The organism is Pseudomonas sp. GW821-FHT03E01 (genome assembly GCF_059420765.1).
In genome coordinates this window covers 336,845-361,832 of sequence record NZ_JBWKUI010000002.1, presented here as the reverse complement: position 1 = coordinate 361,832, position 24,988 = coordinate 336,845, and the positions used below count along the sequence as shown (strand labels likewise).

15 protein-coding genes are annotated in these 24,988 nt (G+C 58.5%); 5 read left to right on the top strand and 10 right to left on the bottom strand.

Annotation, left to right across the window (positions count from 1 at the left end; all coding sequences use genetic code 11):
- The first annotated feature begins 8 nt into the window (after positions 1 to 8).
- The 4 genes from aceF (at position 9) to msrA (ending at position 7,342) form a co-directional block, all read left to right on the top strand.
- Entirely contained in the window at positions 9 to 1,955 is a 1,947-nt protein-coding gene (gene aceF, locus AC07VO_RS04595; protein ID WP_086944099.1) for a dihydrolipoyllysine-residue acetyltransferase, read from the top strand.
- 347 nt (positions 1,956 to 2,302) lie between these two features.
- Entirely contained in the window at positions 2,303 to 3,697 is a 1,395-nt protein-coding gene (locus AC07VO_RS04590) for an alkaline phosphatase D family protein (protein ID WP_086944100.1), read from the top strand.
- A gap of 235 nt (positions 3,698 to 3,932) precedes the next feature.
- On the top strand, positions 3,933 to 6,626 hold the full coding sequence (locus AC07VO_RS04585; RefSeq protein ID WP_018928565.1) for a putative bifunctional diguanylate cyclase/phosphodiesterase: 2,694 nt from the start codon (positions 3,933 to 3,935) through the stop codon (positions 6,624 to 6,626).
- 68 nt (positions 6,627 to 6,694) lie between these two features.
- A complete protein-coding gene (gene msrA, locus AC07VO_RS04580) occupies positions 6,695 to 7,342 on the top strand; it encodes a peptide-methionine (S)-S-oxide reductase MsrA (RefSeq protein ID WP_018928566.1) in 648 nt (215 codons plus the stop codon).
- A 113-nt stretch (positions 7,343 to 7,455) separates the two neighbouring features.
- Here msrA and AC07VO_RS04575 read toward each other — a convergent pair whose 3' ends face one another.
- From AC07VO_RS04575 to putP, 10 genes are all read right to left on the bottom strand, one after another.
- Positions 7,456 to 8,295 (bottom strand): 23S rRNA (adenine(2030)-N(6))-methyltransferase RlmJ, encoded by an 840-nt coding sequence (locus tag AC07VO_RS04575; protein WP_018928567.1) that lies wholly within the window; start codon positions 8,293 to 8,295, stop codon positions 7,456 to 7,458.
- Positions 8,296 to 8,618: 323 nt separating this feature from the next.
- Complete coding sequence (locus tag AC07VO_RS04570) at positions 8,619 to 8,942, bottom strand: hypothetical protein (protein WP_086944101.1); 324 nt, start codon at positions 8,940 to 8,942, stop codon at positions 8,619 to 8,621.
- A gap of 485 nt (positions 8,943 to 9,427) precedes the next feature.
- On the bottom strand, positions 9,428 to 9,718 hold the full coding sequence (locus AC07VO_RS04565; RefSeq protein ID WP_230138900.1) for a hypothetical protein: 291 nt from the start codon (positions 9,716 to 9,718) through the stop codon (positions 9,428 to 9,430).
- Between the two features lie 94 nt (positions 9,719 to 9,812).
- Positions 9,813 to 10,229: a hypothetical protein gene (locus tag AC07VO_RS04560; RefSeq protein ID WP_086944103.1), complete on the bottom strand. Its 417-nt coding sequence runs from the start codon at positions 10,227 to 10,229 to the stop codon at positions 9,813 to 9,815.
- Positions 10,229 to 10,426, bottom strand: a complete 198-nt coding sequence (locus AC07VO_RS04555) for a hypothetical protein (protein ID WP_026331923.1) — start codon at positions 10,424 to 10,426, stop codon at positions 10,229 to 10,231. The genes AC07VO_RS04560 and AC07VO_RS04555 overlap by 1 nt, the downstream gene beginning before the upstream one ends.
- A 412-nt stretch (positions 10,427 to 10,838) precedes the next feature.
- The gene (locus tag AC07VO_RS04550; protein WP_495007483.1) at positions 10,839 to 11,198 is read right to left on the bottom strand and encodes a hypothetical protein; all 360 of its coding nucleotides are present in this window, start codon (positions 11,196 to 11,198) and stop codon (positions 10,839 to 10,841) included.
- Positions 11,198 to 15,985: an RHS repeat-associated core domain-containing protein gene (locus AC07VO_RS04545; RefSeq protein WP_495007482.1), complete on the bottom strand. Its 4,788-nt coding sequence runs from the start codon at positions 15,983 to 15,985 to the stop codon at positions 11,198 to 11,200. The genes AC07VO_RS04550 and AC07VO_RS04545 overlap by 1 nt, the downstream gene beginning before the upstream one ends.
- Positions 15,985 to 16,722: a DUF4123 domain-containing protein gene (locus AC07VO_RS04540; RefSeq protein ID WP_086944106.1), complete on the bottom strand. Its 738-nt coding sequence runs from the start codon at positions 16,720 to 16,722 to the stop codon at positions 15,985 to 15,987. Before AC07VO_RS04540 ends, AC07VO_RS04545 begins: the two co-directional genes overlap by 1 nt.
- A complete protein-coding gene (locus AC07VO_RS04535; protein ID WP_086944107.1) occupies positions 16,712 to 18,730 on the bottom strand; it encodes a type VI secretion system Vgr family protein in 2,019 nt (672 codons plus the stop codon). The genes AC07VO_RS04540 and AC07VO_RS04535 overlap by 11 nt, the downstream gene beginning before the upstream one ends.
- Positions 18,731 to 18,983: 253 nt before the next feature.
- Positions 18,984 to 20,468 (bottom strand): sodium/proline symporter PutP, encoded by a 1,485-nt coding sequence (gene putP / locus AC07VO_RS04530; protein WP_018928573.1) that lies wholly within the window; start codon positions 20,466 to 20,468, stop codon positions 18,984 to 18,986.
- Between the two features lie 460 nt (positions 20,469 to 20,928).
- Here putP and putA point away from each other — a divergent pair, with 460 nt between their 5' ends.
- Positions 20,929 to 24,882: a trifunctional transcriptional regulator/proline dehydrogenase/L-glutamate gamma-semialdehyde dehydrogenase gene (putA, locus tag AC07VO_RS04525; protein ID WP_018928574.1), complete on the top strand. Its 3,954-nt coding sequence runs from the start codon at positions 20,929 to 20,931 to the stop codon at positions 24,880 to 24,882.
- Positions 24,883 to 24,988 lie beyond the last annotated feature (106 nt).

The following is a 24,988-nucleotide window of genomic DNA, read 5'->3' as shown; positions in this document are numbered from 1 at the left end:
GACACTCTGTGAGCGAACTCATTCGCGTACCTGACATCGGCAGCGGTGAAGGTGAAGTAATTGAACTGTTTGTGAAGGTCGGCGACCGTATCGAAGCCGATCAGAGCATCCTGACGCTGGAATCGGACAAGGCGAGCATGGAAGTGCCTGCGCCTAAGGCCGGCATCATCAAGAGCCTGAAAGTGAAGCTGGGCGATCGCCTGAAAGAAGGCGACGAACTGCTGGAACTGGAAGTCGAAGGTGCCGCTGCTGCGGCCCCTGCGGCTGCCGCTGCGCCAGCTGCCAAAGCTGAAGCCAAACCGGCTGCCGCACCTGCGCCGGCGGCGCCTGCTGCCGCGCCGGCTGCTGCCAGCATCCAGCAAGTGCACGTGCCGGACATCGGTTCGTCGGGCAAGGCCCAGATCATCGAGATCCAGGTCAAGGTCGGCGACACCGTCGAGGCTGATCAGTCGCTGATCACCCTGGAATCCGACAAGGCCAGCATGGAAATCCCTTCGCCCGCTGCTGGCGTGGTCAAGGCCATCAGCGTCAAGCTCAACGACGAAGTCGGCACGGGCGACCTGATTCTGGATCTGGAAGTGGCGGGTGCTGCGGCCCCTGCTGCTGCCGCTCCTGCCCAGGCTGCTGCGCCTGCTGCCGCTGCTCCGGCGCCAGCCGCCGCGGCTCCGGCTGCACCGGTTGCCGACAGCGTTCAGGACATTCACGTCCCGGACATCGGTTCGGCGGGCAAGGCCAAGATCATCGAAGTACTGGTCAAGGCTGGCGACACTGTTGCCGCCGATCAGTCGCTGATCACCCTGGAATCCGACAAGGCGAGCATGGAAATCCCATCGCCTGCCGCTGGCGTGGTGGAAAGCATTTCCATCAAGCTGGATGACGAAGTCGGTACCGGCGACCTGATCCTGAAGCTGAAAGTCAAAGGCGCGGCACCTGCTGCAGCCCCGGCTCCGGCTGCCGCTGCCGCGCCGAGTGCTCCAGCGCCTGCCGCTGCCGCTCCGGCTGCTGCCCCGGCTGCTGCTCCTGCCAAGCCTGGCGCGAAAGTTCACGCCGGCCCTGCCGTGCGTCAACTGGCTCGCGAGTTCGGCGTCGAGCTGAGCGCTGTCGGCGCCAGCGGTCCGCACGGTCGCATCCTGAAGGAAGACGTTCAGGTTTACGTCAAGGCCATGATGCAGAAGGCCAAGGAAGCTCCGGCCGCTGCAGCTGGTGCAACCGGCGGCGCGGGCATCCCGCCGATTCCGGTCGTGGACTTCAGCCGCTTCGGCGAAATCGAAGAAGTGCCGATGACACGCCTGATGCAGGTCGGCGCTGCCAACCTGCACCGCAGCTGGCTGAACGTGCCGCACGTGACGCAATTCGACTCGGCGGATATCACCGAGCTGGAAGCGTTCCGTAACGCCCAGAAAGCCGTTGCAGAGAAGGCCGGCGTCAAGCTGACCATCCTGCCGCTGCTGCTCAAGTCCTGCGCACACCTGCTCAAGGAACTGCCGGACTTCAACAGCTCGCTGGCACCAAGCGGCAAAGCGATCATCCGCAAGAAATACGTGAACATCGGCTTCGCCGTCGACACCCCGGATGGCCTGCTGGTACCGGTCATCAAGAACGTCGACCAGAAGAGCCTCCTGCAACTGGCTGCCGAAGCTGCTTCCCTGGCTGAAAAAGCCCGGACCAAGAAGCTTTCGTCGGACGAGATGCAAGGCGCCTGCTTCACCATTTCCAGCCTCGGCCACATTGGCGGCACCGGCTTCACGCCGATCGTCAACGCGCCGGAAGTGGCGATCCTCGGTGTTTCCAAGGCAACCATCCAGCCAGTCTGGGACGGCAAAGCCTTCCAGCCGAAACTGATGCTGCCGCTGTCGCTGTCCTACGATCACCGTGTGATCAACGGCGCCGCTGCTGCACGCTTCACCAAGCGTCTGAGCGACCTGCTGGCGGACATCCGCACCATCCTGCTGTAACACCGACTGGCCCTCCCCTCACGGAGGGCCAATCGCGTTCCACGTTTTCCGAGCGCCACGCTCGTACCTCAACCCCGTCGATTTGGCGGGGCTTTTTTTTGCCCTGAAGAAAGCCCTCCGCGTTTCAGCATCCTATGTAGCAGCTGTCGAGCTTGCGAGGCTGCTGCTACGGGATTGACCCTCTTCGTGCCTTATTCCTACATCTAAGGCTTACGCCACCTACAACCCCAGTCCACTTCTGCCCGATATTTTTCTCCAGCCAATAACTAGGCTTAGTTCGGAGATTTCTAATAGAAACCTCGATGACTTAATTTGCTTAGTTAGCATTACCTCGAATGGATTCGAACATGTTCAAACCAACTGTCGGCCCAATTATCGGCCATACCACAACTAACCATGCGCGTATTTTCTTGCGCGGTGAATTACAGAACGACGCCTTGGTATTTGCGGGCATCCGTTATCGACGCACAGGCGAGAAACTCTGGTCCAAAGGCGTATTTGCAAAACTGTCCGTCTTGCGCGACATGTCCGATGTCATTGCACTCAATGACCTGGTCACCGACACCGACTATGAGTACCAGGCAGGCTGGTTCAGCCCCATGAGCCCGGTGCATACCGTGGAGACAGTTCAGGAACTGCCGCTGCAATGGCCACGGGAGATTTACCGCTTTCGCACGCAGTCCAGCAAAATCAGCCAGCCACGGGCCTATATCGTCGGCTCGTGTCGTTACCTGCGAATGACCGCCGGCATTGCGTCGGCCCCACAGTTGGGCGACCGGATTTTTGCCTCGATCAACAGCTTGGCGGACAGCGCCGAACCGCCCGTCAGTGCCATGCTGATGACTGGCGATCAGATTTACGTCGACGACTTGAACCTCGTGGCCCCCGACCGGGAATACAAGGACATTCTCAAAAAATACCGCACAGCCTTTTCGCAGCCTCATATTTCCAAGTTAATGTCGGGCATGCCGACTTACATGATCCTCGACGACCATGAAATAGAAGACAACTGGCCCGCCAACAAAAGTAACGCCGATGATTACTTATACAAAAACGCCATTGCAGCATATGAGTTATATCAAGCCAGTCACAGCCCCACGTATGAGCTGCTGGCCAATGGGCAAGTAAGCAAAAGACTGGAAAAGTATTGGTATCAGTTCTCCGAGGGTGATATCGGGTGGTTTGTCACCGACAGTCGAACCCGACGCAATCTGTCGGCCAACGACCGGCGGATCCTTGACGAAGAACAGGAACAGGCGCTGCTCAAATGGCTGATCAATAGCCCGGCCCGGGTCAAATTCGTGGTCACCAGTGTCATGTTCTATCCCGACCGTAAACTTCACGGCGATGACGCTTGGAAAGCTTTCCCGGAGCAACGCCTACGGCTGCTGGAGACGATTCGTACACGCGGTATCAAGAACGTCTTGTTCATCTCCGGCGATGTTCACGGCTCCCTCACCAGTCGCCTGACCCACAGCGAGGACCCGGATTTCGAAGTCCACACCATCGTGTCTTCACCGTTGTGCAACAGCAAACTGCTGCCGTACGCCAAGGCATCGACCTTCATCCTCGATCAGACCCTGGCCCGAACAGCGGCAGGCGACTATCGGCATGAACTGACCAGCGAGGTGATCAGCCAGGACAACTTCGCGCATCTGATCGTCGAGGCCGAGCAGGTTCGCGTCAATTATCACGATCGGGATGGCAAGCCATTGCAGTCGATCAGCATCAAATTTCGTTGATCCCTCGAAAAGATCACAGCCTTCGGCAGCCCCTACGGGCTGCAATCTTTTGGCCCACAACATTACTTTTTGACGCCTCGCTGGAGAAAACTGTGCGCCTGCCGACATATTCTTATAGCACTTGGCCTTCATGTCTCTTGTCAGTCGGTGTCGCAATGATGCAACCTTGCCGCAGGCAACAGTAAAGAGGGCGAGAGCCCGGCGCGATCAGCATATTCGAAGCGAGTTTCCTTCAATGAAAAGCCAACCCGATGCCGCCAGCCGTATGGTGGCCGAGGTAGTGACGCAGTTGCCTGTGCCCTCGCGGCTCGGCATGCTGCGTTTCGAACGGCTGAATGAACCAAGCTGGGCGCTGCTGTTTCTCGATCCTAATTGCGAACGACAGTTCGGCCTGCCGGCGGTGGAGCTTTGTGCTCTGGTCGGCTCGCCCTACGCCAGCCTGATGGAGCCCGAAGCGCGCTATCAACTGCATGACACGATCCAGCAGCAACTCACCGAAAGCCCGCATTACCTGATCCGCTACACCTTGCACACCGCCGCCGGCGTTCTGAGCCTGCTGGAACTGGGCGAAGCCTACAAACAACACAATCGGCACCTGCTGCGCGGCTACCTGATGGTGGTGGACGGCCTGTTCGACGGCGAACCCTTGCTGCCGGCGCTGGATCTGGAAACCCAGAACTCACGCCTGCAAATCGCCCTGGAACTCAATCAACGTGCCCAGCAGGAACAACTGCAGCACCTGGACCGGGTGCGCGCCCAGCAAGACCTGATCCTGCTGCTGACCCGCCAGCGCTATAGCACCAACAACTCCCTGCAAGAAGCCGCCGAACTGATCACCCGCAGCGCCTGCGACATCTATGAAATCGACTGCGCCAGCCTGTGGAACCTCGATGGCTCGCTACTGACGCCGATCTCGGCCTATCACCGTGCCACCCGCAATCACCAACTGCCGAAGCCGATCGACGCCAGTGGTTTTCCCGATTACCTCGAGGCCTTGCACACCGGCCGCGCCATCGACGCCCACAACGCCATGCGCGACCCGCGCACCCGGGAAATCGCCGAGTACCTGCGCCCGCGCGACGTCAACGCCATGCTCGACGCCAGCATCCGTGTCGATGGCCAGGTGGTCGGCGTGCTCTGCCTGGAACAGATCGGGGCGACCCGCGCCTGGCAATCGGACGAAATCGCCTTTGCCGGCGAACTGGCGGATCAATTCGCCCAAGTCATCAACAACCACAACCGCCGTACCGCCACCAGCGCCCTGCACCTGTTCCAGCGTGCGGTGGAACAAAGCGCCAACGCCTTTCTGCTGGTCAATTGCGACGGCGTGGTGGAGTACGTCAACCCAAGCTTCACCGCGATCACCCAGTACACCACCGAGGAAGTCCACGGTCAGCGGCTGTCGGAACTGCCGGCGCTGGAAAACCTCAGCGAACTGCTGTTCGACGCTCCGTCGGCGCTGGCCAAAAGCAACAGCTGGCAGGGCGAGTTCAAGAGCCGGCGTAAAAACCTCGAACCCTACTGGGGCCAGTTGTCGATTTCCAAGGTCTACGGCGACAACCGTGAGCTGACGCACTACATCGGCATCTACGAAGACATCACCCAGACCAAGCTCGCCCAGCAACGAATCGAGCGCCTGGCTTACACCGATAACCTGACCAACCTCGGCAACCGCCCGGCGTTCATCCGCAACCTCGATGAGCGCTTCGCCCGAGACAGCGATACACCCATCAGCCTGCTGCTGGTGGACATCGACAATTTCAAGCGGATCAACGACAGCCTCGGCCACCAGACCGGCGACAAACTGCTGATCAGCCTGGCGCGGCGCCTGCGCAACAGCCTGAGTTCGAGCGGCAGTCTGGCGCGCTTTGCCAGTAACGAATTCGCGGTGCTGTTGGACGACACTGACCTCTCGGCGGGCCAGCAGGTTGCCAATCAATTGCTGGCAACCCTCGACAAACCGATGTTCGTCGACAACCAGTTGATCAGCGTCACCGGCTCCGTGGGCCTGGCCTGCGCGCCGCTGCACGGTCGCGACCCACAGACGCTGATGCGCAACGCCGGCCTGGCGCTGCACAAGGCCAAGGCCAACGGCAAACACCAGGTGCAAGTGTTCACCGAAGCGCTGAACGCCGAGGCCAGCTACAAACTGTTCGTCGAAAACAACCTGCGCCGAGCCCTGACCCAGAACGAGCTGGACGTGTTCTACCAGCCCAAGCTGTGCCTGCGCAGCGGTCGCTTGCTGGGCATGGAAGCGCTGTTGCGCTGGAACCATCCGGAAAAAGGCATGATCCGCCCGGACCAATTCATCAGCGTGGCCGAAGAAACCGGGCTGATCATCCCGATCGGCAAATGGATCGCCCGTCAGGCCTGCCGCATGAGCAAAGACCTGACCGCCGCTGGCCTGGGCAACCTGCAAGTGGCGATCAACCTGTCGCCCAAGCAGTTCTCCGACCCGGACCTGGTGGCATCCATCGCCAATATCCTCAAGGAAGAAGCGCTGCCGGCGAACCTGCTGGAGTTGGAACTGACCGAAGGCCTGCTGCTGGAAGCCACCGAAGACACGCACTTGCAGCTCGATCAGCTCAAACGTCTGGGCCTGACCCTGGCGATGGACGACTTCGGCACCGGTTACTCGTCGCTCAGTTACTTGAAAAAATTCCCGATCGACATCATCAAGATCGATCGAAGCTTCATCCACGAAATCCCGGACAACCAGGACGACATGGAAATCACCTCCGCCGTGATTGCCATGGCCCACAACCTGAAACTCAAGGTCGTGGCTGAAGGCATCGAGACTGCCGAGCAACTGGCCTTCCTGCGCCGCCACCGCTGCGACGTCGGCCAGGGCTACCTGTTCGACCGACCGATCCCGGGCTCCGAGCTGATCGAAAAGCTCAAACGCTACCCGCGCGGCCCAATCGCCTGACAGCGACGTAACACTCGGGCAAACTGGCAGTCTGTATTTACATCTCAACCTGACTGAGAGGACTGATCATGGTTCTGCGCTCGGAAATTCTGGTGAACAAAAACGTGCTCCCGACTAAAGAACAAGCTCTGCCTGGCCGCGAAACCCCGATCAAGGTTCCGGAGAAACACTTCGTCAACGGCAACCCGCTGCTGGGTCCGTTTCCGGGCAACGTAGAATTCGCAATCTTCGGCCTGGGTTGCTTCTGGGGCGCGGAACGCAAATTCTGGCAGCGCGAAGGCGTGTTCAGCACCTCGGTCGGTTACGCCGGCGGCTTCACGCCGAACCCGACCTACGAAGAAGTCTGCTCGGGCCTGACCGGGCACACCGAAGTGGTGCTCGTGGTGTATGAGCCGGAAAAAGTCAGCTACGAACAGCTGCTGAAAATGTTCTGGGAACTGCACAACCCGACCCAGGGCATGCGCCAGGGCAACGACATCGGCACCCAGTACCGCTCGGTGATCTACTGCACCAAACCGGAACAACTGGAAGCGGCGAAGAACAGCGCGAAAGTGTTCCAGGCGGAACTGACCAAAGCGGGCAAAGGCATCATCACCACTGAAATCGACGAAGCCCCGACGTTCTACTACGCCGAGGCGTATCACCAGCAGTACCTGGCCAAGAATCCTGAGGGGTATTGCGGGATTGGCGGTACTGGCGTGACGTGCCCGATCTAAATTTCGGACGCTGAAAAGCTTCGCGGGCAAGCCTCGCTCCTACGGTCACACCGACCTGTAGGAGCGAGGCTTGCCCGCGAAGGCGTCCGACTAGACGCCACACATGCAACTGATTAACTCTCGGCGATCAACCAATCCATCTGCCAGCCACCCTGGGTCTGCCCCAACTTCTTGGACAACCACGGCAGCAACTCACGTAACTCCTCTTCCAGCCCCCACGGCGGATTGGCAATCGCCAACCCCGAACCGTTCAGGCTGTTCGGCGTATCCAGCGGATGCACCAGCAACTCCACCCGCAACAACTTAGGCGCGCCCGTTCCCGCCAAATCCTGATAGAAGCGCCGCAACGCCCGCTGATCCTTCACCGGATACCAGATCGCCGCCACCGTCTGGCGCATACGGCCAATCGCCTCTTTCAACGACGCCGCACAACGCTGCATCTCATCAAGCTGTTCGAACGGCGGATCGATCAACATCACCGCCCGCTTCTCCGGCACCGGCAGCAGCGCACGCGGCACATGCCAGCCTTCGCCCAGGTGAACCTTCACCCGACGATCGCCCTTCATGTTGTCCTTGAGCAACACACCGTCTTCCGGGTGCTTCTCATTGAGCAACACACGATCCTGCGGCCGGGTCAAACGCCGCGCCAACTCCGGCGACCCCGGGTAATAGCGCAACTGGCCATCCGGGTTCATCTCGTGCAACACCTTCATGTAATCGGCGGTCAGCGCTGGCAAATCCGGCTGATCCCACAACCGCGCGATGCCTTCCAGGTACTCACCGGTACGACTGGCCTGATCGCCCTGCAGGTCATACAGGCCGATGCCGGCGTGAGTGTCGAGATAGGCAAACGGCTGCTCCTTGCGCGACATCAAGGCGATGAGGCGGGTCAAAGTCAGGTGTTTGAACACATCGGCATGATTGCCGGCATGGAAGGCGTGACGATAATTCATGGCTGCTCCTGCGAAGGCCGGGAAGTTTACCCTGTACGGCGCAGGACGTCAGGGGTTGGTGGCTGAGCGGGCAAGTACAACCCCAATACCGCGCCAATCCATAAACCCTGTGGCGAGGGGGCTTGCCCCCGTTGGGCTGCAAAGCAGCCCCAAAATATCCAGACCACCCCATAACCTGTGGCGAGGGAGCTTGCTCCCGCTCGACTGCGAAGCAGTCGCCAAACCAAGCCACTCGGTACAGCTGACAAAACGGGATCGCAGGTTTTGGGACTGCTACGCAGCCCAACGGGAGCAAGCTCCCTCGCCACAAAAGCCTCTCGACGTTATTCCGAAGGCCGAGCCCGCAACCGCCGCCCCACCACATCCAGCACATCACACCCATCACGCAATGAAATGGCACAGAGCAAGGCAAAATCACTAAGAATGAAAGATTCACACTCGACCGAACCGCGCATGGACATGTTTTCCAGCACCTGAGTGACGGCGCGAATTCGGTAGCTGGCAGTGTCGGTCAAGATATCCAGTGGCGCGTGGGTGTCGACGAACAAGGTGGGCATGTCGGTGCAGTTGCCGGTGAGGGCCATGAAGCGGTTTTCGGGGTGGGGGATTGGTTTTTCGTAGGGCGGATCGGGTGTCAGTGTTTTCATTTTTTTAGACCTTGGTGATTGAATTAAAGCTACCAACGGCCTTTCCTACGGGCTTGGGTGGCAGCCGTACGCGGGAGTAGGAAACTGAGCAACTCACCAAACTCAGCCACGCCGTAGCGTGCCCCGCGCACAGCCGCCGCAAACGATGTTACGGACACAAGTTAAGTGCCGCAATCAAACGACAGCGCTGATGCGCGGTGAGTTGTCCAGGGTTCCTACACCCTGCCACTGCATTTGCAGCGACAGCCAAAGACTATCCATGGATCTCACTTCGCACCAGTTCATGGAAACCGATACGGCTTGAAGGAAACTTCCGACGACCTTGCCCAGAAATTTCGCTCAAAAAAGCAAACGTGGCGAAAGGCTTCACTGAAGCTTGGCTTGATTTCGCCACCTGTTGAATCCACCACCTATAGCTGCCGCTCAGCAACGACAGAATTCGGCCCAGAGTGTGTAAAACGCCTGTAACTCTCTTGCCGCCGACTTCAGACGGAGCAGAATGCCAAGCTATCAAGATCGATCTCGGCGTAGCTCCCCAAATCGCCCTTGTAGAGATGGATCTTGGACACCCCTAGTTCGGTTTGTAAGAATTCAACAAGCTTTCTAAGGTGGCCGTTTTTAGACATCGTAGTCGGACGTACTACCGTTGCCTGTACGGGTTCGTCATCGTAAATTCTGATCAGATACACATCCTCTTCGTTCTGTATGTCGTAGTTATAACCACGGTACTCATATCCAAAATCGTGGTCAACATCATCGAAACGGGTAGATTCCACTATCTTCAAAGTAGCAATCCATTAAAACACCATTGACAAAATCAACAAACACAACAATTAAGCATTAAATTTATCTCTAGTTTAAGCACTACCCTCACCAAGTTGAAATATCCTCCTGGCTCGCTTTATACAGATCATCAACCCACGCTTCGGATAACTTGAGGTACACATCTTCAAAAAACGCCCTAGGATTTTCCATTTCATTCCACCCAGGAGGGAGCGAGGAGGGAGACATCGGATCATGTTCCAAAATCTCAGAAAAAACACTCGAGTCACCCTCAAGAGACTCTCCCAACACAAAGAACAAAACAAACTTGTGCCGATAACTCAACGCAGCGAAGCGTTTGACAATAAACCGGGATATTAAAAACTCTCTATCTGAAGGACACTCAGGATCGTACGCCGACAACTCAACCCCAAGACTCTCCTCGCGATCATATATATCGAACCCACCGAGAAAGTGCTCTACACTTGGATTATATGGAACGTTAAGATACGGATGCATCAGCATTAGATTTTCTCTATCGGATAAAGCGCTATAGGCTTCAATGTCTCAAAATCGAATTTCATCTCAAAGGCATTCATCTGAGGAATGAAACGCGGATTTTCTGGGTCTAAAGGATTAGGTTCATATCCCTGACCTACATTTTCAGCCTCCATTCTTACTACCAAATTTCCTTTACTATCCTCCCCAGTAAAACGAGACATTTTTCTAGTCTCCCTTGTCATCGCTTCATTATAAGCACTCAGCTGCGCTGTATAGCTTATAAATTTAGAACTTGGAACGGCTCTCCACCTCTTGCTGTCACCATGAAGTTCGCAGCTAGTGGTTTGTCGCTGAACAGCAGAACCCGAACTCTCCGCCCGATTCTTATACGTAGCTCGCACTATAGCAATCCATTTTCTAATAGCTATTAACAACATCATTCGTCAAAAACCCACCATAACGGAACACAATAAAACACCAAAAAGACAAAGCAAAAATGGGATAGATTTATTTATAGCCCCTATCAATACTAACAACACCTTTGAAGTTGGCAGCAAATAAATCCGCCCCCTTTGTTGGTCCCTTTGTTGCAATTTACCTGTTCAGACATTAGACCTTCTCCTTCTACAGAAATTAATTATTGCCATTTCCTTGGCTTTGATACCACTCCAAACAACCAAGGAGAACTTTCATAAATTGTCTTTGATCTTTAACGCCATCATCAAAATACGTATCCATTTTTGAAAAAACCTCATCAAAACTATTACCCACCTCTAAAAAATAAGACAAAGTTTCGATTAATGAAATGCGCTCTTGCTCACTATAAATAAAAAATTCCGGGCGTAGCAAGATATCAAAAAGTTCGGCAAGTTCTTTGTTATCATTCACATTTTTCGAAACGATAATCTCCTCCCGCTCCAAATCATGCGTATTTTCAATATCAAAAACAAAAAGCAGACCGCGTATACTCCACAGTGTGTAGGGCCTATTCATCAGTCAAACTCCGTGTATGAAGTTTTAGCTTTACCATTTTTGTCCAGTATGACAACCGCTCTAGTTTGCTCACCATACTGCAATCCCTCCCTTTTAAATCCTTCACCTATTTTTTTACCCATTTCAATAGGTTGTCGTGAAGCATCTATACCACTCTGCCTAAAAATTAACTGAGCACGTTGTATTGCATTAAATTGATCACGATGACTGAGAAAACGCGTCGCGGCCGAAGGAATGACAGGCTCGCCTTTTTTCTTTCCTTTCTCGTACCTTTCTATTTCGCCTGTCGTGGGATTTTTGCCTTCCTTCACCCGATCAAGCTGGGATTGCAGGGTTGTTTGTGCACCATGTTTCTGCTGGAAGTGGGCACCATCAATCGATTCTTCCATTTCCTTTAAACGCCTATAAAAAACCGACTCTGATAACTCATCAATTTTTGCCCGCCGCTGCTCACCCGTCAGCTTCGGCAGTAGCGGCTCACCCTCATCAACCCTAGCGCCAGTCGTATCATCCGGCGCCCCACACCCAGGCTTATTCGGTGGCGGACAATTCCCGCTCAACCCCAACGGATCAACCCACCCCGTCGGGTTCGGCGTGTACTGGTACTGGTTCAGCCCACCCGCCAACTTGATCGGATCCGGTGTCAGATACCGACCAACCTCTGGATCATAGTACCGATGCCGGTTGTAGTGCAGACCACTCTCGGCGTCGAAATACTGCCCCTGGAAACGCAGTGGTTGCTCGAGCTGCTCGCCTCCACCGAGTGCCTGATGCGTGAGCTTGCCGTAGGCGTTGTACTTCGCCGACCAGACAATCTCGCCACCGAAATCCGTCAGTTCCTGCGGTGTGCCCAGGTGATCGAGCTGGTAGTAGAACGGGCAGGCCTTTTTCGGGCCTTTGCCGTCGAGCATGGCCAACGGGCGGAAGTTGCCCGGCTCGTAGACGTAGCTGCGGTAGTGCTCTTTGCTGCTTTCAGCGACGACTTGGTCGCCCTGCCAGAAGAACTCGGTAGTTTGGCCGTCGACGGTTTTGGCGATGCGGCGGCCGAAGGCATCGTAGCGATAGCTCGCGCAACTTCCATCCGGCAACGTGACGCCGACCAGCCGATGCTGGCAGTCGTAGCGGTATTCGGTGACGAGTTTTTGCGCGGTGCCACGGCGTTCGCGGATCAGGTTGCCGAAGGCGTCGTAGTCGTAATGGCGGTCGCCTTGCATCAGCAGGCGATTGCCTTTGACGGTCGTCAGGCCGGGGCGGTCCTGCATCAGCAGGTTGCCGGCGGGGTCGTGGGCGAAGCTTTCCGGTGGGTCGTCGCGGGTGTGGCGGACGCGGGTCAGCCGGTTCAGCGGGTCATACTGGTAACTGCGCTGGCCGTGGCGGGTGTCGGCGATGTGGTCGAGATTGCCGTTGAGGCTGTAGGCATAGTCGCGGCGGTACAGGCTTTTTTGCTGTTGACTGACGGCGTGGGCCTTTAGCCGGCCCTGTTCGTCGTAGGCATATTCGCTGAGCAGCAGGCCTTGCTGGCGCTGTAGTTCTCGACCGGATTTGTACGTGTGGTTTGTAAGACGTGTGCCATTAAGGTCGATAGCCGTCAGCGCACCACCCTTGGCGTGGTGGTAGTCGAGTTTGCTGCCATCCGGCAGGCGCAGGCGGTTAAGTTGGCCGCAGGCGTCGTAGGCATAACGCAGCGTGCCCCAGCCCTGATGCTCGGTGATCAGCCGGTCCTGCTGGTCGTATTCGAATTCCAGCGGATGGTCGTGGCCGTCGTCGACGCTGACCAATCGACCGAGGCTGTCGTAGCGGTATTGGACCTGGATGCCGTCGGGCAAGGTTTTGACTAACAGCCGTCCTTCCGCATCCCGCTCGTACCCGGTAACCAGCTGCGAGCCGTCATCGCCGAATTCGGTTTTCTCCAGCAGATGGCCGTTGAGGTCGTAGACGTAGGCGGTGCGGCGGCCGTCGAAACCGGTTTCCTGTCGGATCAATCCGCTGGGCGTGTAGTCCAGCCGATAGTGTTCGCCGGATTCGTTTTCGATTTCCGTGAGCAGCAGCTGCGCATTGTCATAGCGGTACTGGAGCTGGGTGCCGTCGGGATTGATCCGGCGGCTGACCAGGTGCAATTCGTCGACGTATTCGTAGTGGGTGACGCGGCCCAGTTCATCCCGTTCAGCGGTGATCTTGCCGTAGGCGTTGTAGCTGAACCCACGGGTGGCGCCGGTCGGCAATGTCGCCTGGACCAGTCGGCCGACGGCATCCCATTGATACTGGGTGAGCGCACCGTGTTCGTCCTGACGAGTCGTCTGCCGTCCCAGCGCATCGTAGGAAAACGTTCGCTGCCCACCATCTGGCAGTGTTTCCTCAAGCAACTGACCCAAGGCATTCCAGACAAAGACATGCCGACTGGTGTCCGGGTAGCGGACCGACAGCAACCGGCCCTGAGGGTCGTAGTGGTAATGGGTGACCTGACCGTCGGGATCGGTCGCCTCGGTGACATCACCCTGAGCATTGCGCTGGTATTTCCACACCGCCTGACCGCGATAGCGCGCATGCAGGAAACCGTTGCGATACTCGTAGGCCGTTGGCTCGTCGTCCGGTGGAATCAGCGCCACCAAGCGTCCGACGTCGTCGTAGCGGTATTCAGTGACGGCCCCGAGTGGATCCTGCTCGGCCACCAACCGGCCCTGCTCGTCGTAGGCCTTGAGCTGTTCGCCGCCATCCAGCCCAACCCGGCGCACCAGCCGCGCCTGGTCGTCATGGACGTAAACCTCTTCGCTGCCGTCGATGTTCCGGACGGTGACGCTGCCCTGGTCGTCCCAGACATAACGCGTGTCCATCTGCGCAAACGACGCCCAATGCCGCACGCAGCGCGCCGACTTGCCAGACCGTTCCCACTCCCAGAAGAAACTCGCGCCACCAGCCAGTTGCCGCTGCAGGATCACATGTTGATCGTCGTAGTCGTAACGCTCGCTTTCGCCGGCGGCGTTGCTCGCTTCGATCAGTTGATCGCGTTCGTCGTAGTGGTAACTGACCAAGGTTTGTTCGGTGTGCCAGGCCTCGGCGAGGGTCTGGGCCTGGCGAAAACTTTGGTAGTCGACAGCGATCAGGTGGGCACGGTCGTAGCGCAACAGCAAGGCACGACCGGCGCCGTTGTCGACGCGCTGGATGCGCTCCTGACGATCGCGGGTGATGCGCAAGCGGTTGTCGTAGGCGTCGCTGATCGCCGTCAGCCGACCATTGTGAAAGTGGTAGAACCGCGTGTCGTCACCGGCCTGGGCGAGGATCAGTTCTTCGGGGTCATTGCCCAGGTAAATTGCCGCGCGCGACAGGCTGTTGTGGATCGCCGGGCGTTCGCTGCTCGGCAATGGAAACGTGGTGCGGCGGTTTTCGTGGTCGATCCAGATGACCTGGTCGCCGTCGATTTCCAGCCGATGGGCGAGCGAATGGCTCCAGCCAAAGCCGAGGCCGCAGTCGATCTCGGCGGCGCTGGTGCGATAGAGTCGGGTGAAGTCGAACGGCAGGATGCCGTCCAGCGCACCGTCGGTGAGGGTCAGCAGTTCTTCGCCGGTGACCATCGACACCGGGCATTGGTTGGTCGCGGTTTTGTCGACTGAGTCGGCGCTGTCGCCGTTGGGGTTTTTCGCCTGATCCGGGGAGTCGTCGTGGTGTTCGTTTTGCTTGAGCGTGGTGTTGCGTTTGGCATCCCAGCGCAGTTGCATCCGGCCTTTTTTCAGGCCCGCCGCAACACCGCGCGCGGCGACCTTTTTGTAGCGATCAACGTACTCCATGAAGTTGTTGATGATCGCAACCATCGACTTCACGAAGCCCATGGCGGCCTGAAAAATCTGTGCGCTGTACTTGGCCAGGCGCACGGTCAGCCAGGCAATGCCAACCCCGACCACACTCAGTACCAAACCAATCAACAGGTCGATGACCAACCCAACCACGACCTTGGAAATCGCTTCAGCCGAAGACCCGGCCAGTTGCGAAGGTGGCAATGCTTCCAGCCACAAGGTCGCAGTGCGCATCAGCAAGCACAGCGCCGCCTCGTCGCTGGCCAGCAACATGGCCTTTTCCATCTTGTCTGGAGCGGTTACGGCCAGATCGGCAAGTCTGCCGGCGCTTTCACCCAGCTTCTCGGCATAGGCGTTGGGGTCTTTCAGGATGTCGGCGAGTTCACCCATGCCATCCCAAACCGCCTGAATCGCCGCCCAACCTCCCGCGAGCACTCCGTTGCCCACCGCCGCCAACGAAGCGGATGCCGATTGCTGCGACCACTGTGGCTTGAACCCTTCCCATTCCTTGCGCAGCCAGCTTTCCAGCTCCTGGGTCAGGCCGTCGTAGGAGGAGAAAAGGTCATCGATTTGAGTCGGGGTAACTTCACTGTGGACATGAACGCGGTAGAACTTGCCGGGTGTGCCTTTGAACTGCCCCTGACCGTTTTCATCGAGTGTTACAGGTGTACTTTCACCGCCATCATTGGCAATCACATCGACCTGAATGCTCCCCAACGGAATGTCGTAGACCGATTCAAACTTGCTCTCGATCTCCAGTATTCCGCTCGCAGGACACCGCGCTAAACCCGAGAAAAAATCATCGTCACGACTACTCACCGCTGTAGTCGTAGTGCCGAGTTTTATCACCCGCTCCATGTCCAACAGCGAAGGCATGTCCATCGCCCGGCTGACCCTGTCCGCATTCCGGCTCAAGAAGTTGCCAAGCTGCTGGCGATACAAAACCAGTGTGTCTTTGAAACCGTCGAGCTCCTGCTCGATCCGTACGATCTGATCCATCAGTCCAGCTCCGTCATCAGGTAATCCACCAACGCTGATTTCGGCGCTTGAGGCAGGTCTGGCATCTCAAGAAAGCTCGCGACTTTGTGCCGCAACACGCTTTCGGAGAACGCCTCATAAAGATCAGGGCGGTCCTCGCTCAACCACTTCAGCAGGTTGTTGATATGCGTTGTCGCGGACTCGGTGGCGAGGTGGTTGAGCAGCGATTCAGATACTTCCCACCAGGGGAAAACCCTGGCGCTCTTCAGCGCGCTGCCACCGATATCCAGCGGTTGGCCATTGATCAGGCAACGCCCGATCACCGGCATCAGTTGCGCAGCGTTAACCTCGGCAGATTGCAGAATCGGCAGCACATAGCGCCCATCCCAATAGCGGAAAAACACCGCGTTGCCGTTGGGCATCAGAACGTGTGTGAGGCTGCGCAAATGCTCGACCAACGCCTCTTGAGTGGCGCAAGACACCGCCAGCCAACCCCAATCGCGGGACTCAGTGACGGCGACCCAATCCAGAAACTCACTGTCAGCGGTGACGATTCCGACATAGGGCATCACCGCTTCCCACTCGGCGTAGGCAGTGCCGGCCCAGATCGGGCTTGGCGCTTGTGCAGTGATCGAGCGTTGCCAGGTTTTGAACGGTTCAGCGGCACTGGCGCTGCTGAAAATCGCGAACAGTTGCTCCGACGGTTGCAGTGGCTGGCGCTCCAGCCAGGCGCGAGGCGACAAAACATCAGGCAGCACAGACACCGCCCTTGCAGCGCTCACACTCTTCGCAGAACGGCGCGTCGCTTTGCAGGCTGAGAATCTGCGCGGCACTGAGCAGCGCCGCCGGGGCTGCTGCAAGTTTCAACGGCATATCCGGCAAGCTCGGCGCGGAAGCCATGGCCGCCATCGGTGCCCCACCGACCTGAATCGGCACGCTGCTGAAAATCCCGCCGGGGCCGATGTTGATCCACTGCCCGCCCGCCTGAATGGTCGCGCTGGCGCCGCCGTCGATGACCACTTGTTGGCCGGCGCTGACGTGGAATTGCTGACTGGCATTGAGGGCTTGATTGCTCACGCGAATGTGCCGGTCGCCGACCACCACCAGGTGATCGTCCAACCGCACTTCGGTCTGGCGCTGGCCATGGGTGATGCGCTTTTCGTCGGCCTTCAACTCATGGCGGGCGGTGCCGGTGACGACGATGCTGCGCTGGTTATCAACCTGCACCTGTTGATCGTTAAGGACGTGCTGAGTCCAGTTGCGCTGGGCGCGCAGGTAGATTTCCTCGGCCCCTTTGCGATCCTCGATGCGCAATTCGTTGTAACCGCCGCCACCGGGACTGCTTTGGCTGCGGAAAATACTGCGGGTCTTGTCCGCCGGCAGATCGAGGGGCACAGGCGTCGCGGCGTTGGGCAGGCAGCCCATCACCAGTGGCTTGTCGGCATCGGCATCGATAAACCCCACCAGCACTTCCATGCCGACGCGCGGAATCATCACGCTGCCGTAGCGGTCATGAGCCCAGCCAGTGGCGACGCGTAGCCAACAACTGGAGTGTTCGTTGAGCTGACCGTCACGGTCCCAGGCGAGCTGAACCTTGACCCGACCGTACTCGTCGCAATGGATTTCGCTGTCCGTCGGGCCGGTGATTACGCCGGGTTGATAGCCGAGCATCCGTGGCTTTTCCGGGCCCAGCGGTGGGCGAAAAGAAACGTCCCACGGCGTCGCCAGAAACGTATTGCGATAGCCCTGGAAATCATCCGGGCTGTCGCTGGTGGCTGACTCCTCCAGTACCTGCGGTTGACGGCCGCGGTGTTCTATTTCGGTGATCAACCACAGGTCATTCCACGCCTGACGCGGGTGTTCGGCCAGGTATAGGAAATGCCCGCTGACCAATGCGGATTCGTCGCCACGACCTTCGGCCTGACGGTAATCCGCGTTGTGCCGCTCCAGCGCTCGCTGAGTCAGGTGTTTGCCGTGTTCACGGTCGGTGAATTGACCGGGAAAGTGGTAGTCCTCCAGCGCCGGCCGCTGTTCGCTGTCGAGGCGGCTTTCGAGTTGCAAACGCGGTTTCTGGAAGTCGTAGTCGCGACGGGTGACTGCGGTGGTCCGGGTTTCCAGCCGTACATTGAAACGCTTGATCGCCGGCGCATCCGCAGCCATCCCGCTGCCCGGCAGGTACAGCGTCGGCTCGGGCAGACGGGGGAAAACCGTCTGGTCATCGCCGAACACCAACAGGTGCCCGTCGGGGCTGTGCTGGAAGTGATAGTGAATGCCGACCTCGGCACACAGGCGCTGGATGAACGCCAGATCGCTTTCAGCGTATTGCACGCAGTACTCGCGATCGGGGTAGTCACTGCCGAGCCGGAACTCGAAGGCATCGCGCTGGATGCCATGGTCTTTGAGGATTTGCGTGACGATCGTCGGCACACTTTTGTGCTGGAAGATCCGCTGATTGATACGCCGGTCGAGATACGCCAGACGCGGTACGAGACTGATCTGGTAACCCGTCAGACGGTGCCCGGAATCGCTTTGGCCGACGCGAAAGATCTGACCATGAATACCGGAACCTTGCGCATCGAAACTCAGAAACGCCTGACGATGCAGCAGGCTTTCGAGCTCTATGTCGGGTCGCTCGCTGACCAGTTCCAGGTCAAAACGGTAGGGTTGGCTGATGGCTTCCTTGCCCGTGAACTCAAGCACCTTGAGCTCATTCTGGACGCCGTCGAGGGTCAACGTGAAACGCGGTTGATTGGCAGGCGCGAACATCCGATGTGTCTCTGCAGAATGAAGGCGGGCGATTCTGCATGAGCGACAAGGGGTGTTGATGGAGGGACAAGGAAATCAGATTTACCCTGCTTTTTTAGGGATTTTTCCTTCAAAAAACTGGATAAAGCACTACAGACATTCCTGTCAGAAGCACCACCAAACAAATGTGGGAGCGCAAAAAAACGGCCCGCCTCCAAAAGGAAGCGGGCCGTTTTCATGTTCGGCGAAAGGTCAGAGCATCAGCTCATCCCCCTCACTGGTTCAGGCGGAAATCCTTTTCGGCTGCAGCGAAGCGCGAAAGCATGCCGCTGGTCGGTGCGCCCATTTTGCTGACGATGTAGATCGCCAGGCTGGCGAAGATGAAACCAGGGATGATTTCGTACAGGCCCAGCAGTTCGAAGTGTTTCCAGACGATCACAGTGGTCGCGCCGACCAGGATGCCGGCCAGTGCGCCGTTGCGGGTCATGTTTTTCCAGATCACGGAGATCAGGACAACTGGACCGAATGCAGCACCGAAACCTGCCCAGGCGTAGCTGACCAGGCCCAGTACACGGTTTTGCGGGTTAGCCGCCAGAGCGATAGCGATCAGCGCAACCAGCAGCACCATGGCACGGCCGACCCAGACCAGCTCAACCTGGGAAGCACTTTTACGCAGGAAGGTTTTGTAGAAATCTTCGGTCAGGGCGCTCGAGCACACCAGCAGTTGGCAGCTCAGGGTACTCATCACCGCCGCCAGAATGGCCGACAGCAACACACCGGCAACCCATGGATTGAACAGGATTTTTGCCAGTTCGATGAACACACGCTCGTGGTTTTCGCTCACCGGCAAGGCCAGGGCTGGGTTTGCCGAGAAGTAAGCAATGCCGAAGAAACCTACGGCGACGGTGCCGCCCAGGCACAGGATCATCCAGGTCATGGAGATGCGACGAGCGTTGGCGATCGACTTGACCGAATCCGCCGCCATGAAACGCGCCAGGATGTGCGGCTGGCCGAAGTAGCCAAGACCCCAGCCCATCAGCGAAATCACGCCGATGAAGGTGGTGTTTTTCAGCATGTCGAAGTTGCTTGGGTCTTGCGCTTCAATGGCCAGGAACGTGGTGTCGATGCCGCCAGTGGCCAGCAGCACGATGATCGGCGTCAGCAACAGGGCGAAGATCATCAACGTGGCTTGTACGGTGTCGGTCCAGCTCACTGCCAGGAAACCACCAACGAAGGTGTAGGCAATCGTCGCCGCAGCACCGGCCCACAGCGCGGTCTCGTAGGACATGCCGAAGGTGCTTTCGAACAGACGGGCACCGGCCACGATGCCGGAAGCGCAGTAGATGGTGAAGAACACCAGGATCACGACCGCGGAGATGATCCGCAGCAGGCCGCTTTTATCTTCAAAACGGCTGGAGAAGTAGTCCGGCAGGGTCAGCGCATCGCCGTTGTGCTCGGTCTGCACACGCAGACGGCCGGCGACGAACAGCCAGTTCAGGTAAGCACCGACGATCAGGCCGATGGCGATCCAGCTTTCGGAAAGACCGGACATGTAGATAGCGCCCGGCAGGCCCATCAACAACCAGCCGCTCATGTCGGAAGCACCGGCAGAGAGTGCGGTCACGACGCTGCCCAGGCTACGGCCGCCCAGAATGTAGTCAGAAAGGTTGTTGGTGGAGCGATAGGCCATGAAGCCGATCAGCACCATTGCTGCGATGTAGATCACGAACGTGATCAGGGTTGGATTGCTTACGCTCATTGAGTTACGCCCTGGCATTGTTTTTATGTAGCGGCGGCTGGTGAACCGCTCGCAAACGATGACGTTTGACAGACGATTCGGGGGCCCGCGCATTTATGACTGATGTTTCCCCAGGAAAGCCATCAGCCGGTGCTCCGATTTTTTGACCGGTTGCACCTTGGCCGCGAATGCTATTCAACAATGCAAATAAGGTGCAACCAGTTTCGTTCGAATAAGTTGCACCTAATCGGATTTACCTGAAAACAGTCGGTTTTTGCTCCTTTTTAGGGCGTTTTCCGGATTGCACTAGAAGTAAAAGCACCAAGCAGGAGCGGTCCGGGTGTACCAGAATTTATTTCCTGACGAGCTGCTTATTATTCCGGCAAAAAAAGGGTTGCACCCGGTTGCACCTCAACCAGCGCACAGCTAATCTTGCCGTCAGCTGATGCCACGCGGTCGTGGCAAACATGAGGATAAAAATATGGCTACCACCACCCTTGGGGTCAAACTTGACGACCCGACCCGCGAACGCCTCAAGGCCGCCGCGACCTCGATTGATCGCACACCGCACTGGCTGATCAAGCAGGCAATTTTCAATTACCTGGAAAAACTCGAGGGTGGTGCAACCCTGTCCGAGCTGAACGGTTTGAACGGCAAGGAAGTTGACGAGGTGGGCGAGGTCCACGTCGATCACGCGCACCAATGCTTCCTGGAATTCGCTGAAAGCATCCTGCCGCAATCGGTGCTGCGCGCCTCGATCACTGCCGCTTACCGTCGCCCGGAACCTGAAGTGGTGCCGATGCTGATCGAACAGGCTCGCCTGCCGGCACCGATGTGCGACGCCACCAACAAGCTCGCTGCCTCGATTGCCGAGAAACTGCGCAATCAGAAGAGCGCCGGCGGCCGTGCGGGGATTGTTCAGGGCCTGTTGCAGGAATTTTCCCTGTCGTCCCAGGAAGGCGTGGCGCTGATGTGCCTGGCCGAAGCGCTGCTGCGCATCCCGGACAAAGGCACCCGCGATGCCTTGATCCGCGACAAGATCAGCACCGGTAACTGGCAGCCACACTTGGGCAACAGCCCGTCGCTATTCGTCAACGCCGCCACCTGGGGCTTGCTGCTGACCGGCAAACTGGTCGCCACCCACAACGAAGCCGGCCTGACCTCCTCCCTGAGCCGCATCATCGGCAAGAGCGGCGAGCCGATGATCCGCAAGGGCGTCGACATGGCCATGCGCCTGATGGGCGAGCAGTTCGTCACCGGCGAAACCATCGCCGAAGCCCTGGCCAACGCGAGCAAGTTCGAAGCCAAAGGCTTCCGCTATTCCTACGACATGTTGGGTGAAGCCGCACTCACCGAGCACGATGCGCAGAAGTACCTCGCCTCGTATGAACAAGCCATCCATGCGATCGGCAAAGCCTCCCACGGTCGTGGGATTTACGAAGGCCCGGGCATTTCGATCAAGCTGTCCGCCTTGCACCCGCGTTACAGCCGCGCCCAGTACGAGCGCGTGATGGACGAGCTGTACCCGCGCCTGCTGTCGCTGACCCTGCTGGCCAAGCAATACGATATCGGCCTGAACATCGACGCCGAAGAAGCCGACCGCCTCGAGTTGTCGCTGGATCTGCTGGAGCGCCTGTGCTTCGAGCCGCAACTGACCGGCTGGAACGGTATCGGTTTCGTGATCCAGGCTTACCAAAAGCGCTGCCCTTACGTGATCGACTACGTGATCGACCTGGCTCGCCGCAGCCGTCATCGCCTGATGATTCGCCTGGTGAAAGGCGCGTACTGGGACAGCGAAATCAAACGCGCCCAGGTCGAAGGCCTGGAAGGCTATCCGGTCTACACCCGCAAGGTGTACACCGACGTTTCCTACATCGCCTGCGCGCGCAAACTGTTGTCGGTGCCGGAAGTCATCTACCCGCAATTCGCCACGCACAACGCCCACACCCTGTCGGCCATTTACCACATCGCTGGCCAGAACTATTACCCCGGTCAGTACGAGTTCCAGTGCCTGCATGGCATGGGTGAACCGCTTTACGAACAGGTTGTAGGCAAAGTCTCCGAAGGCAAGCTGAACCGTCCGTGCCGCGTGTACGCTCCGGTCGGCACCCACGAAACCCTGCTGGCGTATCTGGTGCGTCGTCTGCTGGAAAACGGCGCGAACACCTCATTCGTTAACCGCATTGCCGACCAGTCAATTTCGATTCAGGAACTGGTGGCCGATCCGGTGGCCAGCATCGAGCAGATGGCGACGCTGGAAGGCGGTTTCGGCCTGCCGCACCCGCGCATCCCGCTGCCACGTGACCTGTACGGTGCCGAGCGCGCCAACTCCAGTGGCATCGACATGGCCAACGAACACCGTTTGGCATCCCTGTCGTGCGCCCTGCTGGCCACCGCGCACAACAACTGGAAAGCCGCGCCGATGCTCGGTTGCGCCTCCAGCACTGAAAGCCCTGCGCCAGTCCTGAACCCTTCCGATCTGCGTGACGTGGTGGGCCATGTGCAGGAAGCCACCGTCGAAGACGTCGACAACGCGATCCAATGCGCCTTGAATGCTGCGCCGATCTGGCAGGCCACGCCGCCGGCCGAACGCGCCGCGATCCTGGAACGTGCCGCCGATTTGATGGAAGGCGAGATCCAGCCGCTGATGGGCCTGTTGGCTCGCGAAGCCGGCAAGACCTTCGCCAACGCCATCGCCGAAGTGCGTGAAGCGGTGGACTTCCTGCGTTATTACGCGGTGCAGGCGCGCAACGATTTCACCAACGACGCCCACCGCCCGTTGGGCCCAGTGGTGTGCATCAGCCCGTGGAACTTCCCGCTGGCAATCTTCAGCGGCCAAGTCGCTGCCGCACTGGCCGCTGGCAATCCGGTACTGGCCAAGCCTGCCGAACAAACCCCGCTGGTCGCCGCTCAAGCCGTGCGTCTGCTGCTCGAAGCCGGGATTCCGGAAGGCGTGCTGCAACTGCTGCCGGGCCGTGGCGAAACCGTCGGTGCCCGCCTGGTCGGCGACGATCGGGTCAAAGGCGTGATGTTCACCGGCTCCACCGAAGTCGCGCGCCTGCTGCAACGCAACATCGCCGGTCGCCTGGATGCCCAGGGCCGTCCGATCCCGCTGATCGCCGAAACCGGCGGCCAGAACGCGATGATCGTCGACTCCTCGGCACTGACCGAACAAGTCGTCATCGACGTGGTGTCGTCGGCGTTCGACAGCGCCGGTCAACGCTGCTCGGCGCTGCGGGTGCTGTGCTTGCAGGAAGATTCCGCTGATCGTGTCATCGAAATGCTCAAGGGCGCCATGGCGGAATGCCGTCTCGGTAACCCGGAGCGCCTGTCCGTGGACATTGGCCCGGTGATCGACGCCGAAGCCAAGGCCGGCATCGAGAAGCACATCCAGGCCATGCGCGACAAAGGTCGCAACGTGTACCAGGTGGCGATCGCCAACAGCGAAGAAGTCAAACGCGGCACCTTCGTCATGCCGACCCTGATCGAGCTGGAAAGCTTCGACGAGCTGCAACGGGAAATCTTTGGCCCGGTGCTGCACGTGGTGCGCTACAAGCGCAAAGACATCGACCAACTGATCGGCCAGATCAACGCATCCGGCTACGGCCTGACCCTCGGCGTGCACACTCGCATCGACGAAACCATCGCCAAGGTGATCGACAACGTCAACGCCGGTAACGTCTACGTCAACCGCAACATCGTTGGTGCCGTGGTCGGCGTGCAACCGTTCGGCGGCGAAGGCCTGTCGGGGACCGGTCCGAAAGCCGGTGGTCCGCTGTACCTGTACCGCCTGCTGTCGACGCGTCCTACCGATGCGATCGTACAATCCTTCGCTCGCGGCGACGCTATCGCAGCGCCGGACGTGCGTCTGCGTGATGCCATGAGCAAACCGCTGACCGCGCTGCAAGCCTGGGCCGACAGCAACAAGCTCACGGACCTGAGCGCCCTGTGCGTGCAGTTCGCGGCGCAATCGCAAAGCGGGATCACCCGCGTGCTGGCCGGCCCGACCGGCGAGCGCAACAGCTACGCCATCCTGCCGCGCGAACACGTGCTGTGCCTGGCGGACGTCGAAGGCGATCTGCTGACTCAACTGGCGGCGGTATTGGCCGTCGGCGGCTCGGCGGTGTGGCCGGACGCGGAACCGGGCAAGGCCTTGTTCGCACGTCTGCCGAAAGAAGTGCAGGCACGGATCAAGCGGGTGGCCGACTGGACCAAGGACGAAGTGGTGGTTGATGCCGTTCTGCATCATGGCCATTCCGATCAGCTGCGCGCGGTGTGCCAGCAAGTGGCCAAGCGGGCGGGGGCGATTGTCGGGGTTCATGGTTTGTCCCAGGGTGAAACCAACATTGCGCTGGAGCGCCTGGTGATCGAACGGGCGTTGAGCGTAAACACCGCCGCGGCGGGTGGTAATGCCAGCTTGATGACTATCGGTTAAACCGTAATAAAGCCGGGCGCCTGCAATGGGCGTCCGGTTTTTTTGAAGCAAGATCTTTTGCTTCTCCATCACCAAGATCAATCATCCTGTTCAGCCTCTATTCCCA

Excerpts from the sequence above, each read along its gene's own strand:
- AC07VO_RS04590 (WP_086944100.1), top strand. The coding sequence starts at position 2,303 with ATGTTCAAACCAACTGTCGGCCCAATTATCGGCCATACCACAACTAAC.
- msrA (WP_018928566.1), top strand. The coding sequence starts at position 6,695 with ATGGTTCTGCGCTCGGAAATTCTGGTGAACAAAAACGTGCTCCCGACT.
- AC07VO_RS04585 (WP_018928565.1), top strand. The coding sequence starts at position 3,933 with ATGAAAAGCCAACCCGATGCCGCCAGCCGTATGGTGGCCGAGGTAGTG.
- AC07VO_RS04535 (WP_086944107.1), bottom strand. The coding sequence starts at position 18,730 with ATGTTCGCGCCTGCCAATCAACCGCGTTTCACGTTGACCCTCGACGGC.
- AC07VO_RS04545 (WP_495007482.1), bottom strand. The coding sequence starts at position 15,985 with ATGGATCAGATCGTACGGATCGAGCAGGAGCTCGACGGTTTCAAAGAC.
- putP (WP_018928573.1), bottom strand. The coding sequence starts at position 20,468 with ATGAGCGTAAGCAATCCAACCCTGATCACGTTCGTGATCTACATCGCA.
- AC07VO_RS04575 (WP_018928567.1), bottom strand. The coding sequence starts at position 8,295 with ATGAATTATCGTCACGCCTTCCATGCCGGCAATCATGCCGATGTGTTC.
- AC07VO_RS04555 (WP_026331923.1), bottom strand. The coding sequence starts at position 10,426 with ATGTCTCGTTTTACTGGGGAGGATAGTAAAGGAAATTTGGTAGTAAGA.
- putA (WP_018928574.1), top strand. The coding sequence starts at position 20,929 with ATGGCTACCACCACCCTTGGGGTCAAACTTGACGACCCGACCCGCGAA.
- AC07VO_RS04560 (WP_086944103.1), bottom strand. The coding sequence starts at position 10,229 with ATGCTGATGCATCCGTATCTTAACGTTCCATATAATCCAAGTGTAGAG.
- AC07VO_RS04570 (WP_086944101.1), bottom strand. The coding sequence starts at position 8,942 with ATGAAAACACTGACACCCGATCCGCCCTACGAAAAACCAATCCCCCAC.
- AC07VO_RS04550 (WP_495007483.1), bottom strand. The coding sequence starts at position 11,198 with ATGAATAGGCCCTACACACTGTGGAGTATACGCGGTCTGCTTTTTGTT.